At 47.3% G+C, this 17667-nt stretch carries 14 protein-coding genes and 1 tRNA gene; 8 read left to right on the top strand and 7 right to left on the bottom strand.

The window, feature by feature from the left end:
• The first annotated feature begins 30 nt into the window (after window positions 1-30).
• Complete coding sequence (locus DWV53_RS12045) at window positions 31-1563, top strand: ATP-dependent DNA helicase (RefSeq protein WP_118154224.1); 1533 nt, start codon at window positions 31-33, stop codon at window positions 1561-1563.
• Between the two features lie 103 nt (window positions 1564-1666).
• Here the strand turns inward: DWV53_RS12045 and DWV53_RS12040 are convergent.
• The 5 genes from DWV53_RS12040 to potA form a co-directional block, all read right to left on the bottom strand.
• Window positions 1667-1748, bottom strand: a tRNA-Tyr gene (locus DWV53_RS12040).
• Window positions 1749-1922: 174 nt separating this feature from the next.
• Window positions 1923-3230 (bottom strand): ABC transporter substrate-binding protein, encoded by a 1308-nt coding sequence (locus DWV53_RS12035; protein WP_118154245.1) that lies wholly within the window; start codon window positions 3228-3230, stop codon window positions 1923-1925.
• An 80-nt stretch (window positions 3231-3310) separates the two neighbouring features.
• Window positions 3311-4105 (bottom strand): ABC transporter permease, encoded by a 795-nt coding sequence (locus tag DWV53_RS12030; protein WP_118154242.1) that lies wholly within the window; start codon window positions 4103-4105, stop codon window positions 3311-3313.
• 23 nt (window positions 4106-4128) lie between these two features.
• A complete protein-coding gene (locus DWV53_RS12025; RefSeq protein ID WP_153073323.1) occupies window positions 4129-4914 on the bottom strand; it encodes an ABC transporter permease in 786 nt (261 codons plus the stop codon).
• A gap of 31 nt (window positions 4915-4945) precedes the next feature.
• A complete protein-coding gene (gene potA, locus DWV53_RS12020; RefSeq protein WP_118154221.1) occupies window positions 4946-6349 on the bottom strand; it encodes a polyamine ABC transporter ATP-binding protein in 1404 nt (467 codons plus the stop codon).
• Window positions 6350-6486: 137 nt separating this feature from the next.
• On the opposite strand from potA, the gene DWV53_RS12015 reads away from it, so the two are divergent.
• The 4 genes from DWV53_RS12015 to DWV53_RS12000 all read left to right on the top strand — a co-directional run bounded on the left by DWV53_RS12015 (window position 6487) and on the right by DWV53_RS12000 (window position 10798).
• Window positions 6487-7152 carry a SprT-like domain-containing protein gene (locus DWV53_RS12015; RefSeq protein ID WP_118154219.1) on the top strand — a complete coding sequence of 222 codons (666 nt, stop codon included), beginning with the start codon at window positions 6487-6489 and terminating at the stop codon, window positions 7150-7152.
• Between the two features lie 53 nt (window positions 7153-7205).
• Complete coding sequence (locus DWV53_RS12010; protein ID WP_118154216.1) at window positions 7206-8147, top strand: hypothetical protein; 942 nt, start codon at window positions 7206-7208, stop codon at window positions 8145-8147.
• Between the two features lie 37 nt (window positions 8148-8184).
• Window positions 8185-9678, top strand: a complete 1494-nt coding sequence (locus DWV53_RS12005) for an MBOAT family O-acyltransferase (protein ID WP_118154213.1) — start codon at window positions 8185-8187, stop codon at window positions 9676-9678.
• Window positions 9679-9799: 121 nt separating this feature from the next.
• The gene (locus DWV53_RS12000; protein WP_118154210.1) at window positions 9800-10798 is read left to right on the top strand and encodes a thioredoxin-like domain-containing protein; all 999 of its coding nucleotides are present in this window, start codon (window positions 9800-9802) and stop codon (window positions 10796-10798) included.
• Between the two features lie 65 nt (window positions 10799-10863).
• On the opposite strand, the gene DWV53_RS11995 is transcribed toward DWV53_RS12000, so the two are convergent.
• Together DWV53_RS11995 and DWV53_RS11990 are read right to left on the bottom strand one after the other, a co-directional pair.
• Window positions 10864-13005 carry a M3 family metallopeptidase gene (locus DWV53_RS11995; RefSeq protein WP_437181748.1) on the bottom strand — a complete coding sequence of 714 codons (2142 nt, stop codon included), beginning with the start codon at window positions 13003-13005 and terminating at the stop codon, window positions 10864-10866.
• Between the two features lie 62 nt (window positions 13006-13067).
• Window positions 13068-14207, bottom strand: coding sequence for an MFS transporter (locus DWV53_RS11990; protein WP_118154207.1), 1140 nt, complete (start codon window positions 14205-14207; stop codon window positions 13068-13070).
• Between the two features lie 266 nt (window positions 14208-14473).
• Here DWV53_RS11990 and DWV53_RS11985 point away from each other — a divergent pair, with 266 nt between their 5' ends.
• From DWV53_RS11985 to DWV53_RS11975, 3 genes are all read left to right on the top strand, one after another.
• The gene (locus DWV53_RS11985) at window positions 14474-14902 is read left to right on the top strand and encodes a hypothetical protein (RefSeq protein ID WP_181992484.1); all 429 of its coding nucleotides are present in this window, start codon (window positions 14474-14476) and stop codon (window positions 14900-14902) included.
• A gap of 166 nt (window positions 14903-15068) precedes the next feature.
• Complete coding sequence (locus DWV53_RS11980; RefSeq protein ID WP_181992483.1) at window positions 15069-17192, top strand: TonB-dependent receptor plug domain-containing protein; 2124 nt, start codon at window positions 15069-15071, stop codon at window positions 17190-17192.
• 44 nt (window positions 17193-17236) lie between these two features.
• Window positions 17237-17566, top strand: a complete 330-nt coding sequence (locus DWV53_RS11975) for a heavy-metal-associated domain-containing protein (protein WP_022120729.1) — start codon at window positions 17237-17239, stop codon at window positions 17564-17566.
• Window positions 17567-17667: the final 101 nt, after the last annotated feature.

The raw sequence follows: 17667 nt of genomic DNA, 5'->3' as shown, positions 1-17667 counted from the left end.
TTCTGCAAAGATACTAAAAGTTTTCGAAATATGAACATTGAAGAGTTAAAATATCAGATATTACAGCAATTTGCCTTTCCGCCAACCCCAGAACAGGCTCAAGCGCTCGATGTTTTCGTGCAGTTTATGACGGATAGTAATCCTCATGCTGTGATGATTCTCCGGGGTAGTGCGGGTACCGGTAAGACGTCGCTCTCGGGTGCTATCGTCCGTACGCTCCGTGCTGTTCGCCAGAAGGTGATGCTCCTTGCTCCTACGGGTAGGGCGGCTAAGGTTTTCTCTCAGAACAGCGGGATGCCTGCCTATACCATTCATCGCCGCATCTATCGCGAAAAGGCGTTTGCCGGAGTGGATGGACAGTTCAATCTCAATGATAATCTCTATACTGATACGCTTTTTATGGTGGATGAGGCTTCGATGATTGCCAATCTGGGATTAGGCGGAACCACCTTTGGCAGCGGTTGTCTGCTAGATGATCTGATTCATTTTGTGTATCAGGGACGTAACGACCGCCTCTTGCTGATTGGCGATAAGGCACAGTTGCCTCCTGTTGGTGAGGAAGAATCACCAGCCCTTTCTGCTGCGATGCTCCAGGGATATGGACTGTCGGTTTATGAGTGCGATTTGAACGAGGTAGTCCGCCAGAGTCAGCAGTCGGGTATTCTCTTTAATGCTACCCGCATCCGTCAGATGATTACCCACGATGACATTACCCAACTGCCTAAAATCCGTTTCTCCGGTTTCTCGGATATCAGGGAGATGCCGGGTGCAGAACTCATCGAGGCTCTTGGCGACAGTTATCATCATGTAGGACTGGACGATACCATTGTTGTGACTCGTAGCAACAAGCGCGCCAACATCTTCAACCAGGGCATCCGCAACATGGTGCTTGATAGGGAAGAGGAACTGGAGAGTGGCGACATGCTGATGATTGTGAAGAACAATTATTATTGGATGGAGGAAGAAAGAAAGAAGATAAAGGAAAGGCAATTAAGTGAAGAACGAAAAGTGAAGAGTGAAAAATTTAATACTTTAGCTAATCATACAGTTCAAAGTAACGAAGTTCCAAGTCATGAGATTCCTGCTTTCCTGGCTAATGGCGATAGGGCGAAGGTGATGAAGGTGAGCCGTCGCATCGACCTCTACGGCTTTCATTTTGCCACCCTTCTGTTGAAATTTCCCGATTATGATAATTATGAACTGGAGGCTACGGTATTGCTGGATACCTTGACGAGTGAGGCTTCTGCTTTGACCCATGATCAGCAGGAACAGCTTTTCCATAAGATAGAGGAAGATTATCAGGACATACCACTGAAGGCAGACCGTATGAAGGCAATCCGGCAGGATCCGTATTTCAATGCTCTGCAAGTGAAGTTTGCCTATGCCGTTACCTGTCATAAAGCGCAGGGCGGACAGTGGTCGCATGTTTATGTAGACCAGGGCTATATGACGGATGATATGCTTACTCCCGATTATATCCACTGGCTCTATACTGCATTTACCCGAGCCACCGAAATGCTATATCTGGTGAATTGGCCAAAGACGCAGGTAGAAGGAGAGTAAATTACTCTTCTTCTTTTGTTCAGGATTTATATGAAAAGAAAAAAAGTCCGGCTCTCTTTCGAAAGTCGGACTCTTAAATTTTTGAGTTATTTTTTGGGAAAAGTGGGTAGTGATGGATTCGAACCACCGAAGGCATAGCCAGCAGATTTACAGTCTGCCCCATTTGGCCACTCTGGTAACTACCCAAAAGCTTTATATCTCAAAAGCGAGTGCAAAGGTAATGCTTTTATTTGATATTACCAAATTTTTTCGGCACTTTTTTCTCTTTTCCTTCAAAAAATGTTCATTTTCCCCTATAAAATAGGTTTTTCCCCTCTCTTCCCCCTTTTACTTTTTTACCCTTTTACTTTTTTACCTTTTTACCCTTTTACCTTTACCACATGTCTTCTGCGGTGTTTCCTCGACAGCCTTCTGTGCTTGTAATGTTCATACTTCTTGATGGCAACGAATACCGTGAGGGCAAGGACTACGGCTAGCAGGAAGATAACGATGCCGCCGCCCAGATTGTCGCCCTTCACCTTCGACCACATATCCAATACCTCGGGAGTATGATCGCCGGCATCATGAATCATGGCGCATCGGGCTACTATGCTGCTGTCTGGATACATGATAGGGTTGAGATGGGCACTCCTGCCTTCCTCGCCAAAGAAGTAGGCCAGATTTACAGGTTTGGGATACGCCTCAGCATCGCTCATAGCTTCTAATACCTTCTTGCCTGCCACGCTACTCACATATCCTGTAGTCTCCATATTAGCGAGTGCCACGTCTTCCTGACAGAGATAGTTGATGAAATAGGCGGCAGCCTTCGGATTGCGGGAATATTTAGGGATTACCCAACCGTCGAACCATACATTGCTTCCTTCTTTCGGTACCTCATATCCCAGTTCTACACCCACTTTCCCGGCTTCTTCAATAGCCCAGACGGCATCACCGCTCCAGGTCATGTTGAGATAGGCTTTGCCTTTGGTCATGGTCTCCTTGCCGAAGTCGGCTTCCCATCCTTCAATGTTTGGCTTCAGAGCTTTCAGCTCTTTCTCTACTGTGGCTACGGCAGCTGGTGAATAGTCGTTCATCAGCTGTGGTACGGTCACCTTGCCTGTTTCCAGGTCTTTACGGTGTGCCCAGATGAGGGCGGTGCCATAGGAGTCGCGGTAGGAATCCTTCATCAGGAGTTTGCCCTGATATTTTCTGTTCCATAAAGTTCCCCAGGTCTGTGTATCACTTATAGGTACGTGTACCTTATTATATAGAATGCCACAGGTTCCCCACATGTAAGGCACGGCATAATGGTGGGCGATGCGGCCATTGTTGGAGGTGGCATCTATCTGCTCAACAATGTATGGTGATACGTTGCTGATATAGTTGGGCGTCTTGCTGAAGGCGGTGTCGATAGGTAGGAGAAGGTCTTTGCGGAGCATGCGCTCGATGATATATTCTGACGGGCATACCACGTCGTAGTCTTCATGACCTCGCTCTATCTTGGTAAGCATCACCTCATTGATGTCGAAGGTCTGGTAGATAACTCGGATCTTCTTGCCGGTCTGCTGTTCATACCATTTCGGGAAGTTGGCAAGAACGTCTTCATCTATATAATCAGCCCAGTTGTAAACCTTCAGAATCTCCTCGCGGTTCTCTTTGTTGTAACAGGAAGAGAGCGGCAGAATCATCAGCAGGCTAAGAAAGAGAAAGACGATGGTCTTAACTCCTTTTACTCCACTGACTCCTAATAATATCTTGTTCTTCATTCTCATTTCTTCTTATTTTTCTCAGAACGTTTGTTGATGATAATCAGCATCACCAGTACCAGTACGAAGATGATGGTACTCAGCGGACGAAGTTCTGGAGTTAGTCCTCCCTTTCTTGCATCGGCATAGATGAATGTGGAGAGGGTTTCCAGACCTTCGTTACCTATCGTGAAGATGGTGACGGCGAAGTCATCGATACTCATCGTGATGGCAAGCATAAAACCGGAAATCATACCCGGCAATATCTCTGGGATGATGACCTTGCGAAGTGCCTGCATCGGAGAGGCGCCCAGATCGAGTGCCGCCTCATAGAGGTTCGGATTCATCTGCTTCAGTCTTGGCATCACACTCAGAATAACGTATGGCAGACAGAAGGTAATATGCGAGAGTACCACGGTAGTATACCCCTGCGGAATGCCCAGCGTGATGAAGAGCAGGAAGAGCGAGATACCGATGATGATGTCGCCGTTGAGTATCGGAATGTTGTTGACAAACTGTATGGCATTACGTGCATAGCGGTTGCGCAGGTTGTAGATGCTGATGGCTGTCAGGGTTCCGAAGAGCGTGGATACGGTTGCGGTAATCAGGGCGATGGTTACGGTATTGACCAGTGCCGCTGTGAGCGAATGGTGTGTACCTTCGGCAAAGAGATTCTTGTAGAGCTGTAGCGAGAAACCCGTCCAGTTGCCCATCACCTTCGCTTCGGTAAACGAGAAGATAATGATGATGAAGATAGGGGAGTAGAGTAGCAGCAGGAGCAACCAGAGATAGCCCTGACAGAATACTTTCTTCATCATATCCTTACTGAATAATGACTGCATCATCTGATACCTCCTTCCTGTTTACTGCCATCACCTGCGATGAGGGTGGAGGCGCCGATGAGGAAAAGCATGATGAGCGAGAGGGCTGCACCGTAGTTCCACATCGAATTGTTGATGTTCTCCTGGATGGTGGTACCGAAGAGCTTGATGTTGTTCATCGTCAGCAGTTCGGAGATAGCGAAGGTAGAGATGGTTGGCATGAATACCATTAGGATGCCACTTGCTACGCCCGGCATGGAGAGGGGCAGGATGACCTTGAAGAACTGCTGCCAAGGCGATGCTCCCAGGTCTTCGGCTGCTTCGATATAGCTGCGGTCCATCTTCTGCAGGGTGTTGTAGATGGGGTAAATCATGAATGGGATGAAGTTGTAGACCATACCGAACAGGAGGGCGCCCTCACCCAGCGGAAGGTCGGCAAAATCGAAGAGGGCCACGGTGGCAAGTGTGCGCACCAGGATGTTTACCCACATCGGCAGAATGAAGAGCATGACGATGGTGTTGGCATACTTCATTCTGGTTTGTGTCAGAATATAGGCGGCCGGATAGCCCAGCAGAATGCAGAGCAGGGTGTTGAGAATGGCGATGCCTATCGAATACACAAAGGTGTTGATGGCTTCGGGGTGTGCCAGGAACTTCTGGAAGTTGTAGAGCGTCAGGGCTCCGTTCTCATCGGTAAATGCGAACACTACGATGAGAAGCAATGGCAGTACCACAAATATCGCTGCAAAGATGGCGTAAGGTATCGACCAGCTTTGTCGCGAAGAGATAAACTTGATAATGTTCAATTTATAATTGATAATTAGGAATTAATAATTTTTATTCAAACGAAATATTCTCCTGAGGAATGGTGATAGCCACATGATCGCCTAAATCCCATACATCCTGTGTATCTACATAGAGCTTCTCGCCCCAGTCGGTATCTATGGTGAGATGATAGTGGTCGCCCTTGTAGAGAATGAAGCTGATGTTGCCTGTAAAGGTGCCTTCGCTCTCGTTGTCGAAGAGTTCTATCTTGTTGAAAGGTACGTTCACCCGGATGGTTTCGTTTCCGTTTTCATCGGTCTGAATCTTGTCCTTTATTTCTTCCGGAATCTCCATCTGGTATTCGCATCCCAGGAATTCTATTGTTCCGTCGCCGTTTACCTTTGCATCGAAGGTATTGGTGATGCGCTCCTTCTTCATGATGTGAATATTGTCGGGTATCACGCTCATTCCTATCGTCTGGCCTACTTCGAAATGCTTGTAGTTCTGGATGAGAAATTCATTGCCCTTCTCGGTTTCTGCCAGCATCTCGTAGTGTACTCCCTTGAAGATAGAAGAGGTTATCTTGCCCACAAACTGGGCGTGGGTGGTATCGGTGGAAACTTCTATATCCTCAGGACGTATCACGACATCCACTTCCTGGTTGCAGCCGAAGCCCTTGTCTACACAAGGCAGTTCAGTACCTGCCACATTCACCAGACAGTCGTGGACCATCGTTCCGCAGAGAATATTGCTCTCGCCGATAAAGTCGGCTACGAAAGCATTGGCTGGTTCGTTGTAGATATCGGTAGGTGTACCTATCTGCTGTATCTCTCCCTCGCTCATCACCACGATGGTATTGCTCAGGGTGAGGGCTTCTTCCTGGTCGTGAGTTACGTATACGAAGGTAATGCCCAGGCGTTCGTGCATCTGCTTCAATTCCAGCTGCATGTCTTTACGCATCTTGAGGTCGAGTGCTGCAAGCGGTTCATCCAGGAGAAGAACTTCAGGTTCGTTGACAATGGCACGGGCGATGGCGATACGCTGCTGCTGACCGCCCGAAAGCGAGTTGACATCACGATATTCATAATCACTCATGTTTACCATCTTCAGGGCACGTTTTACCTTCGGCAAAATCTCTTCCTTCGGTGTGTGCTTGAGCTTCAAACCGAAGGCGATATTGTCGTAAACGTTGAGATGAGGGAACAGAGCGTATTTCTGGAATACCGTGTTCACATTTCGCTTGTAAGGAGGAAGGTTAGTAATATCGTTGCCGGCGATGGTGATGATGCCTTCGCTGGCGGTTTCAAACCCTGCCAAAAGTCTCAATAATGTCGTTTTTCCGCATCCCGAAGGACCCAGAATGGTCATAAATTCGCCCTTTCTCACATAGAGATTGATGTTGTTGAGGGCTGTTTTCTCGCCAAATCTTTTCGACACATTCTTAATATCTATGATATGCTGTGCTGTCTTGTTCATTTTTGTTGTAAATTTGCGTGCAAAGTTACTCATTTTTCGATAAATATTGAAAGAAACAAAGAAAAAGTTGTATCTTTGCAAACGTTTTGTAGTATCTGATATACAGAACTGAATAATTATTGAATAAATATACATACATGATTGTTACAATAGAATGGATGGAGGAGTGGTTCAGGCGTTTCGACCAGGAATATTTCGGGGGAAAACTGCCTGTTCCTGAACTCGGACTTACTCATGCCAAGACTCGGTTGGGGCAACTTGCCTATAAGCGGGCCTCCAGATGGGGACGCACCAAGCTCTACGATTTCAAGCTCTCCATGTCTACTTATTATGATATGACCGACAAGCAGGCAAAGAGTGTCTTGCTCCACGAGATGATACATTACATCATCGGTTATACGGGACTGAAAGATACCTCGGCTCACGGGATTGTGTTCAAGGGACTGATGGATAAGCTCAACAGCCAGTATGGCTGGGATATCAGAGTATCGACATCCACCAAGGGCTGGAAAGTAAGTGAAACTGTAAAAAGCAGGAAAGAGAAGAAGGGACCGCAAATTTATCTGATGCTTGCCATCGAGATGAATGATGGAAGATATTATCTCTCGAGAGTGAATCCGAGTTTTGCCCGTCGCATCGAAAATCAACTGAAGACGGTCAGGGAAGTGGTTTCTCATCAGTGGTATACTACGATGGAGAACTATTTCGAAGACTATCCGCAGGTGCGCAGCTTGAGAGGAAGGCGCATCTCGAAGGCCGATTTCGGAAAGTTGCTCAATGTGCTCACTCCCTTTCAGCTGTAATGTCGGGCGAATGTATAAGAAAAAGAATAACTAAAACTCATTAAAGATACAAAATGAAAGAAACCTGGAAAATGATAGCCCTGCTGGCTGTAGCCATTGGAGGACTGCTGGCTTATGCCTTTATTCCAGAGCAAGTGGCTGAAAACATTCCGCTGAAACAGATTGGAATGGATGCGCTCATCGGTAAAAGCGAGGCAGAACTTGCTGAAGAGGAAAAGGCTGACAGCATGATAAAGGAACCCGTGGATACGGCGGCGCAGCGAGTACTGATCTTCGGCGACTCGATGTCGGAATATCTAGGTCTGCGACTGGCTGATTATGCCAACAAGAACGGTCATAAGCTCACCTGTATTACCTGGGTGAGTTCGGACACCAGAAACTGGGCTACTACCGATACCCTGCAGCATTATATCCAACGTATCAAACCTACCTATGTCTTTGTATGTCTGGGCAGTAACGAACTATATACGTCTGATATGAAGGGATGTGAAAAACGCATCCGTGCCATCCTGAGCAAGATTGGTAATATTCCGACGATATGGATCGGTCCGCCAAACTGGTGTGAGGATAATGGATATAACAAACTCCTCCGTGAGGTGATGGGACCACGAGGCTATTATCCTAGTTACAAACTTACCTTCGAACGCCAGAAAGACGGCCGGCATCCGACTATGACTTCATCTGCCATGTGGATGGATAAGATTGTAGAGTGGATGAATAGCGGTCATTGTGTGCATCCGTTCCGATTGGAAATGCCGGATAAGCGTGACCGCAGATACAGACAGATTACCATCTTGCCTCCTGGAACAAAACACAGGGCTGACAGTACGGCTGTGAAGAAGGATTCTCTTTCTATGCCTGTTGAGGAAACTGTGCCTGAACCCCCAGAAAGTTCTGCTGCAACCAAGGAACCTGCAACTGCTGGAAAAACGGCTCCGGCTGCTGACAAGATGGTTCCAGCGGTAAAACATGTAAACCATAAAGACTCCATATAAGAAAGAGTTCAATAAATAATATCTTCAGAACAGACAAATGAATTATTCAACATTCGAAATATGTGCCTTGTGGCATTGGATAGAGCGGCTGTTTGTTTATCAGGCAGATTCTCCGCTGATGATGGGCAGCATTCCGTTTGCGCTGCTCTTCATCTTCTTCCTTGCCATTTATACCCTGCTCAAGAGCTATTCGCGCACAGCCATGATGATGTATGTCATCTGCTTCAGCCTTTTTTTTGCCTATAAGGTGAACGGAATGGTGATGTGGATGCTGCCGCTTACGGCTTGCATCAATTATGCCGTAACCCAGGAAATGAGACTGCATGAGGGGAAGGCGCGCAAGGCGCTGCTCACCTTCGTGGTGCTTGTAGACCTGACTCTGCTGTGCTATTTCAAATATACCAATTTCATCATTGGCGATGTAGTCAACGAGATGTTCAGCACCAACTTCTCCCTGCAGTCTATCGCTCTGCCTGTAGGTATCTCGTTCTATACCTTCCAAGCTATCAGCTATGCGGTAGATACCTATAAGCGTAAGTTCGACATGGAGGTAACGCTCCTGGAATATTGCTTCTATCTCACTTTCTTTCCGCTGCTGATGGCGGGTCCTATCACCCGTGCCGCCAATCTGATACCCAGACTGAAACGAAACGAACAGGCTTCCAGTAGAATGCTGTGGACGGGACTCTTTCTCATCATGCTGGGACTGGTCAAGAAGAATATGCTGAGCGATTATATCGCACAGTTCAACAACTGGGTGTTTGATGCGCCGCAAACCTTCTCGGGTTTCGAGAATCTGGCAGCACTCTTCGGCTACCCTGTCCAGATCTTCCTCGATTTCTCGGGATACAGCGATATGAGTATCGGCGTGGCAGCCATCCTGGGTTTCTATCTACCCGACAACTTCTATTTCCCTTACCGCTCACTCTCGGTTACCGAGTTTTGGCATCGCTGGCACATCTCGCTTTCCTTCTGGTTCCGCGATTATGTGTATATTCCGCTGGGTGGAAACCGGAAGGGAAAGGTGCGCATGTATTTCAACAACTTCCTCACCATGCTGGTGGCAGGCTTATGGCATGGCTCTTCCTGGATGTTCGTTATCTGGGGTGCTCTTCATGGTTTCGGACTTGTGGTGCATAAGTTCTTCAGCCGTCAGTTGGGCATAAGCTTTCCTCGTACGCTGGCTGGCAATTCCCTCAGCTGGCTCATCACCTATTTATATATATGCTTTGCTTGGTCGTTCTTCCGTGCTAAGGATTTGGGGGTGTTGGGGAAGATGTGTGATAAGGTGGCAAATGATTTCAGTATCGATTATCTGGTGCCTTTCTTCCATGCCCGTCCTGCCTGGACGCTTTGCATCATAGGTGTCATGCTGAGCTATCTCTTTACCGAGCGCCAGTATCACCGTCTTCAGGCGCGGTTCATACTTCTGCCTTGGGTGACCAAACTGCTGCTCTTCATCATCTGTCTGCAGATGGTAGTTGAGGTTTCTCAGGAGAGTGTACAGCCGTTCATTTATTATCAGTTCTAGTCTTTTATGGTTAATTTTCTGTAATAAAATCTTGCTTTATGGACTTGATACTGGAAAATGATGTAATTTTGTAGGTTGAAGTATATATATTTGAAGTAACAGACATTAACAGAAAAATTGTATGAAGAAACTATTATTCTTTTTGCTCCTGACGACGGCTGTCGTCGGTAGAGCACAGACTTCGCTTGACTTGCTGCCTGTAGGCACCGAGGCTCCCGATTTCACGATTACTGACAGTAAGACGGGTAAGAAAATCTTCCAGCTCTCAGATAAGAAGACTCAGAAGGATAAAGACGGAAAGACGGTTCCGGGTGTCTGGACCATGCTCGATTTCTGGGCTTCCTGGTGTCCTGACTGCAGAAGAGACATGCCGATGGTGAAGGCTATCTATGACAAATACAATACCAAGATCCAGGTAGTGGGTGTTTCTTTTGATACCGATGAGGCGAAGATGAAGAAATATCTGGGCGATAATCAGTATACCTGGTTGCAATACTGTGAGTTTAAGAAATGGAAGGAAACAAAGATTTCCAAGGATTATCACATCTCATGGATTCCTACCTCTTATCTTATCAATCCGGAAGGTAAGGTTGCATTCTCTACCGTGAAGGCGGAGGAGATGATGAAGAAACTGGATTCGCTCGACCAGGCTGGAGCATTGAAACCTGCTCAGGTGCAGACTGCTCTCAAGAAGGTGTATAATGAAAGCATCGATCCGATGGCTCAGATTGATGAGGCTTTGGCTAAAGCTAGAAAGAATGGCAAGTTTGTTATCTGTCAGGTAGGTGGTAACTGGTGCCCATGGTGCTTGAAGTTTGCCGATTTTGTAGAGAAGAATGCTGCGGTCAACAAGATGGTGAATGATCATTTCGAATATATTCATGTGAACTACAATCGCAGAAAAACTGCCGGTGATGCGGCGGTGAAGAAGGCTGAGCAGCTGATGAAACGACTGAACAATCCTCAGCGTTTCGGATTCCCGGTCTTTGTGGTGCTCGATGAAACCGGAAAGGTTCTCCATATCCAGGATTCCAGTTTCCTGGAAGAAGGTAAGGGATATAACGAAGAAAAGGTGCTCAGATTCCTGAAAAGCTGGACACCTCAGGCAGTAAAAGGATAAAGAAAGAGGGTGTGTCATTAACTTATGACACACCCTCTACCTGTTTCATATTGTAATTTTATGCGTTACAAACCTCTTGCTTTCAGAAATCCGGAAGCATCTGGCTTCTCCATACCAGTAAAGTCGGTAAACATTTCCATCTGGTCCTTGGTGTTGCCACGGCTCAGAATCTTGTCGCGGAATGCCTGACCAACGGCTGGATCTAAGGCACCATGCTTTGCAAAGTAGTCGGCGATGTTCACAGCCAACACCTCTGTCCAGAGATAGCTGTAATAGCCTGCAGCATAACCGCCGCCCCATACGTGGTTGAAGTATGATGTGCTGTAGCGAGGAGGAATCTGGGTATTGAGCAAACCGATGTTGTGGAGCTCTTCCTTCTCGAAGGCGCCTGCCATATAAGGTGAAGGCACCTCATCCTCGCTAATCTTGTGCCATGCAAGGTCAAGACAGGTTGCAGCCAGATTCTCGCCCAGTGAATAAGCGGTCTGGAAGCTGATGCTCTTCAGCATGCGCTCTTTCAGATCGGCTGGCATCGCAGCACCGGTCTCGGTATGACGGGCGTAATGGTCGAATATCTCCGGAATAGATGCAAACGATTCGTTAAACTGGGATGGCATCTCTACGAAATCGCGGGCAACGGCTGTTCCTGAAAGGGTATTGTATTTGCAGTCGGAAAGGATTCCGTGAAGCGCATGACCGAACTCATGGAACAGGGTAGTAACCTCATCCCATGTGATGAGAGATGGCTGACCCTCCGGTGCCTTGGCGTTGTTGCATACATTATATATGATAGGCAACTGGCCGCGCTGCTTGCTCTGCTTGGCAAAGGCGCTCATCCATGCACCGCCACGCTTGGTAGGACGGCGGAAGTAATCGCTGTAGAAGAGGGCGATTGGTTTGCCGTTCTTGTCGCTTACCTCGAATACCTTCATGTCAGGGTGATAAGTAGGAATATCCTTGCGCTGCTTGAAGTTCAGTCCGTAAACACGATGGGCGGCATAGAATACACCGTTCACCTGTACGCTGTCGATGTTGAAGTATGGCTTGATCTCATCATCGGTAATGTTGAGCATCTCCTTCTTCATCTTCGCAGAATAATAGAAGCGGTCGTATGGCTGCAGCTTGAAGTCCTTGCCTTCAGTCTTCTGTGCATACGCTTCTATCGCCTTGGTTTCAGCATCAGCCTTAGGAGCATATTCCTTGATGAGCTGCTTCAGGAAATCATCCACATTCTTGCTGTTCTTAGCCATCGTCTTTTCGAGCGAATAGTCGGCATAGTTGTCATATCCCATCAGCTTGCCCTTCTCGGCACGCAACTTGGCAATCTCGGTTACGATAGGGAAGGTGTTGAATTTTGGGTTAGTACCATCGGCACGGTGGATGCTTGCCATATACACCTTCTTGCGCAGTTCGCGGTTCTGGAGATTGGTGAGGATAGGCTGCTGGGTGGTGTTGATGATGACGATGCAGTAAGGTGCCTTGCCTCCGCGGCTCTCTGCATCTTTCTTGCATTGTGCAATGTCTGCATCGCTCAATCCGGCGAGCTCTTCCTTGCTGTTTACCCAAACCACGGCGTTGTTGGTAGCGGCAGGAAGAAGGTTGCCCCATTCCTGCTGTAATTCTGAGATGCGGGAGTTGATCTGCTTCATGCGCTCCATCTTCTCGGCAGAAAGGAGGGCACCTGAGCGTACAAAACTCTTATAGATAACCTCAGTAAGGCGCTTGTCTTCGCCCTTGAGTTTCTTATATTCATTATCGTAAACATACTTGATGCGCTCGAAGAGTTTCTTGTTGAACGAAATCTCATTGTCGAGTTCGGTCAGCAATGGGGTAGCCTTCTTTTCGGTTTCGGCGATGCCCGGAGTTTTGTGGGCGCTGGTGAGACCGAAGAAGATGTTAGTCACCTTTTCGAGCAGCGCACCGCTCTCCTCATAGGCGAGGATGGTGTTCTGGAAGCTAGGCTTCTTCTTGTTGTTTACAATCTTCTGGATGTTGGCACGCTGCTCCCTGATAGCCGCTTCGATGGCAGGCAGGTAGTCGCTCTCCTGAATCTTGCTGAAGTCAGGAGCACCGAATGGAAGACTGCTCTTTGTTAAAAGAGGATTCTGACGGTTACCGCCCGCAGTCTGTGCGAACGATGAGGCTGGCATCTGCAGGAGTGCTGCGGCCAAGCCCAGGGTAAGGAAAGTCTTGTTAAGTTTCATCATGTTTCTTTGTTTATTTGAAATTCCTCTGCAAAGATAATCATTTATTTCGGATTATCGCATTTTTATTCATATTTCTTATGGAAAATCAGCAGACAGATGGCTCCTGCCAATGCCATCGGCACACCGATAAGGGCAGGGAAGTTGTATCCTAATCCCATAGCAACAGGAATACCACCGAGGAAAGCTCCCATGGCGTTACCCAGATTGAAGGCACCCTGAATGCAGCAGCCGCCCAGCATTTCGCCACCCTTGGCATGCTTCACGATGAGGAATTGCTCAGGCGATCCGATGCCGAAAAGACAGGCGCAGCAGATGAACATCAGTACCACAGATACCCAGCCGAAAGGGGCGAGGAAGAAGGTGAGCAGAAGTGCAGCTGCTGCCAGAAACTGGAGATAACAGGTAAAGCGACCCGGCTTGAAGCGGTCGGCAAGCAAGGCACTCACCTGATTACCTACTACCATTCCGCCGCCTGCAAGAATCATCAGCAGAGAGATGCTGGCTGCGCTGAATCCGCCCTCCATCTGAAGCAGCGGCGAGATATAACTGAACCAGCAGAGGATGCCGCCATTGCCCAGGAAGGTGGCGGCGATGATGAGCCACGGAGCCTTGTTGCGGAGGAAATGGAACTGTGCCTTCATACCGTTGTTTGGCAGTGCTTCTACATTTGGAACCCATCTGTGAATCATGTATAAGGTGATGAGTCCGAGCACGATACAGCTGACAAAAGGTACTCGCCAGCTGAACATGTGACTCAGGAAGGTTCCCACCGGCACACCCAGTAGGTTGGCCACCGGCATACCTGCACACATCATCGCCACGGCATTGGTTCCCTTACCCTCTTTGGCAATCTTCACCGCCACGATGGTACCCGTTCCGAAGTAGGCGCCATGAGGCAGACCTTCTATAAAGCGGGCGCAGAGCAAGAGCCAGTAGTTAGGTGCTACTGAGGCGATGACAGCTCCGAAGGTGATGAGCGAAGCCAGGAACATCAGGATATTCTTGGGTCTGTATTTATGCATGAGAATCAATGAGAAAGCTCCGGCGCAGACGCCGAGTGCATAGATGGAGATGAGATGTCCTGCTTCTGGGATAGAAACGTTCATGTTGTGGGCGATGTCTGTGATGATGCCCTCGATGATGAATTCAGCGATGCCCAAGGTAAAGGTACCCAGCGCGAGTGCAAATAGTCCTTTTTTCATTTGTTCTTATGAGTCAATATTATCCTTAAAAAATAGTTTCTCTCTTATTTTATGTCTTTGTAAGACAATAGTTTCAGAAATTCGTGTGCAAAGTTACTCAAATTCCCTTTATCCTGCAAGTTTTCTCGCAGGAATATAGTAAAGATTAACAGAAAGAGTGGGGGCATTCATGCTCATTCAAGAGCTGTTAAAGGTTATTAATTTATGGGGGTATTAGCTTCATATTCTGATGGAAATGCTTAATTTTGCAACTTGAGAAAAGAAAGGTGCAAAAAATAGGTATGAAACGTTCGCTCAACATATTGATGGCTTTGATGCTCTCGCTCATGGTGGTTTACTTGAGCGTGGGTACTACCGTCATGCACTGCCTTCATTATGACAAGGTGATGGTGGGTATGGTGACTGACTGTTGCGTGAAACGTAGCATGCACCATGACTGTTGCCGAGGTAAGCTGGGCGCACAGGTGAACAAACATTGCATGGAAGTGGAGCTGGTGAAACTATCGCCTACGGTCTCTATCCAACACTTGGATTTCGATGCAGCACCAGTGTTTGCAGGCATCGCGCCAGCCCTTTGGCAGACGTTGCCTCGTCCTGTTATCTGTAGCATTCAAAAGGCAAGATATTGGAATCAGAATGTTCCGCATTCGCCTCCAAGGGCTTATCTTGCCCTCCTTAACATCCTGATTATTTGATTTTTCCATATTTGCAAATAGGTTGCAAAAGTTTTTCTGTACTTTTGCAGCCAAGATTGTCGTATGCCTATCCCTATCAGTAAAAACTTAGGGTTGCATACATATATTAAAATGGTAAAATCATCCGGAGCGAAGATTTAAGATTCGGATAAAAGAAAATATATTTATGTATTCAAGATATATATTGCTCAGTGCCTTGCTGGTTATTGGTGCTGAGACTTATGCAAAAAACAATAAGACAGAGGTTGTGTCTCTGTCATCATCATATAATAATTCTGTAGAAAATAACTCTGTAGATTCCTCCTCTCAGGATTCCATTTTCAAGGACGAGACCTTGCATGAGGTGAAGGTGGTGGCTCGTAAGTCGGGCACTTCCCGATTGGCTGGTGCCGTGAATGGCATCGCCGTGAACAAGGATGAGCTCTTCAAGGCGGCTTGTTGCAACCTGGGCGAGAGTTTTACGACCAATCCATCGGTGGATGTGGCTTATAATGATGCCATGACGGGCGCAAGACAAATCAAACTCCTCGGTCTTTCGGGCACTTACGTACAGATGCTCACCGAGAATCTGCCGAATTTCCGTGGTGCAGCCATCCCATACGCCCTGGGCTATGTGCCGGGACCTTGGATGAAAGGCATTCAAGTATCCAAGGGTAGTGCTTCGGTGAAGAATGGCTATGAGTCGATTACAGGTCAAATCAATGTGGATTACTTGAAGCCAGAGGATGAGCAACAGGTGGAGGTAAACCTCTTTGGCGATACCAAGAGCCGAATCGAGGCAAACGCCGATGCCAACGTTCATCTGTCGGATAAGTGGGCAACGGAGATATTGTTGCATCATGAGAATATCCTCAAAAACCATGATGACAATGGCGATGGTTTCTATGATATGCCAGGCAGAGAACAATATAATGTACAGAACCGTTGGCTGTATAAAGGCAAGCACTACATCTTTCATGGTGGACTTGGGGCTTTGAAGGAGATCCGTACCAGTGGGCAGGATGAGGAACATGTTCATAGTGATGATATTTATCGAATCAAGCTCCATACCAACCGTTATGAGGGTTATATGAAACATGCCTTCATCCTCAATCACGAGCATGGTACCAATATTGCCTTCATGTCCTCAGCTTCGATGCACCAGCTCGATGCCCAGTATGGCAACAGGTTCTACGACCTCAATGAGAAGAATCTCTATGGCTCACTGATTTTTGAGACCAATTTTACTCATCAGCACAATTTGTCGGTAGGTTTGAGCGTCAACCATGATTACCTGGGACAGCGCGCCAATGTGAATGTTTCTCCAAGACCGGCAGTAGGGCAAGAAGACTCTCCTTACCTTTTGTCGGAGATGCAGAGAATGAACGAGAAGGAGACGACTCCAGGAGCATACGCCCAATACACCTATACGTTAGGCACGAAGTTGACAGCGATGGCAGGTGTCCGTTTCGACCATAGTTCGCTTTATGGCAGCTTCTTCACCCCTCGTTTCCACGTGAAGTATTCGCCTGTCGATGCCATCAGCATCCGCCTGTCAGCAGGTAAGGGCTATCGCACGGTATTTGGCTTGGCAGAGTACAACTATCTCTTGGCGAGCGGCAGGGAGTTTCAGATTGCGGGTGATGGACTTAAGCAAGAGGAGGCTTGGAACTATGGTATGAGTACCGCTTTCTACATCCCGATGTTTGGCAAGACACTGAAATTGAACGCTGAGTATTACTATACCGACTTCAAGAATCAAGCGGTGGTGGATTATGATGCCAACAAGGGGTTTATCTCCATCTATAATTTGATAGGCAAGTCTTATTCGCACACCTTCCAGATAGATGCCTCTTATCCATTGCTGAAGGGCTTGGAGATAACAGCGGCTTATCGTCTGAACGATGTGAAGTGTACCTACGATTATGGCAAAACCTTGAAAGAAAAGCCATTGACCAGCAAGTATAAGGCGCTCTTCACGGCATCCTATAAGACTCCACTTGGCCTATGGCAATTTGATGCCACCGTGCAGTTGAATGGTGGAGGCAGAAATCCTGAGCCTTACCAGTTGGCAGATGGAAGCCAGTCATGGTCTCCTCGTTTCCATAGCTTCGGGCAAGTGAGTGCGCAGGTTACGAGATGGTTCCGCCATTGGAGTATCTATGTGGGAGGCGAGAACCTGACTGGTTTCAAGCAGAAAACTCCTATCTATGGTGCCAGCAATCCATGGGGAAGCGATTTCGAGCCAACCTTGGTTTGGGGACCTGTAGAGGGCAGGATGTTCTACGCAGGAGTGAGAGTACACTTTTAATTGAAAATGTTTAAAGTTGAATGATTAAAGCAAATAGAAAAGTTATGAAGAAGATTTTAGTAATGTTCACAATGATGATGGTGGCAATGGTAACCTTTGCCAAGGACATCAAGACCGTAGTGTTCACCACAACCCCACAGATGCACTGTGCGGCTTGTGAGAATAAGATCAAGAGCAACCTTCGCTTTGAGAAGGGAATCAAGAGCATTGAGACTTCTGTGCCAGACCAGACAGTCACAGTACAGTATAATGCCGACAAGACAACCCCAGAGAAACTCCAGAAAGGTTTTGAGAAGTTTGGCTATAAGGCTCGCATCCTGAAAGATGGCGAGAAGGTTGAGAAGAACACTGGGGAGAAGTGTGACTTGATGTAATTCTTGCTGCTTCTAATTTGATAGAAGCTTAACCATTGGCACGCAGGAATCCCTGCGTGCTATATGGTGCTTATCATAAAACACATTCGTTCATTTCATTA

This window comes from Segatella copri (genome assembly GCF_003465495.1).
GTDB lineage: Bacteria > Bacteroidota > Bacteroidia > Bacteroidales > Bacteroidaceae > Prevotella > Prevotella copri_G.
The sequence above is the reverse complement of the archived record's forward strand: the minus strand, read 5'-3'. Positions and strand labels throughout refer to the sequence as shown.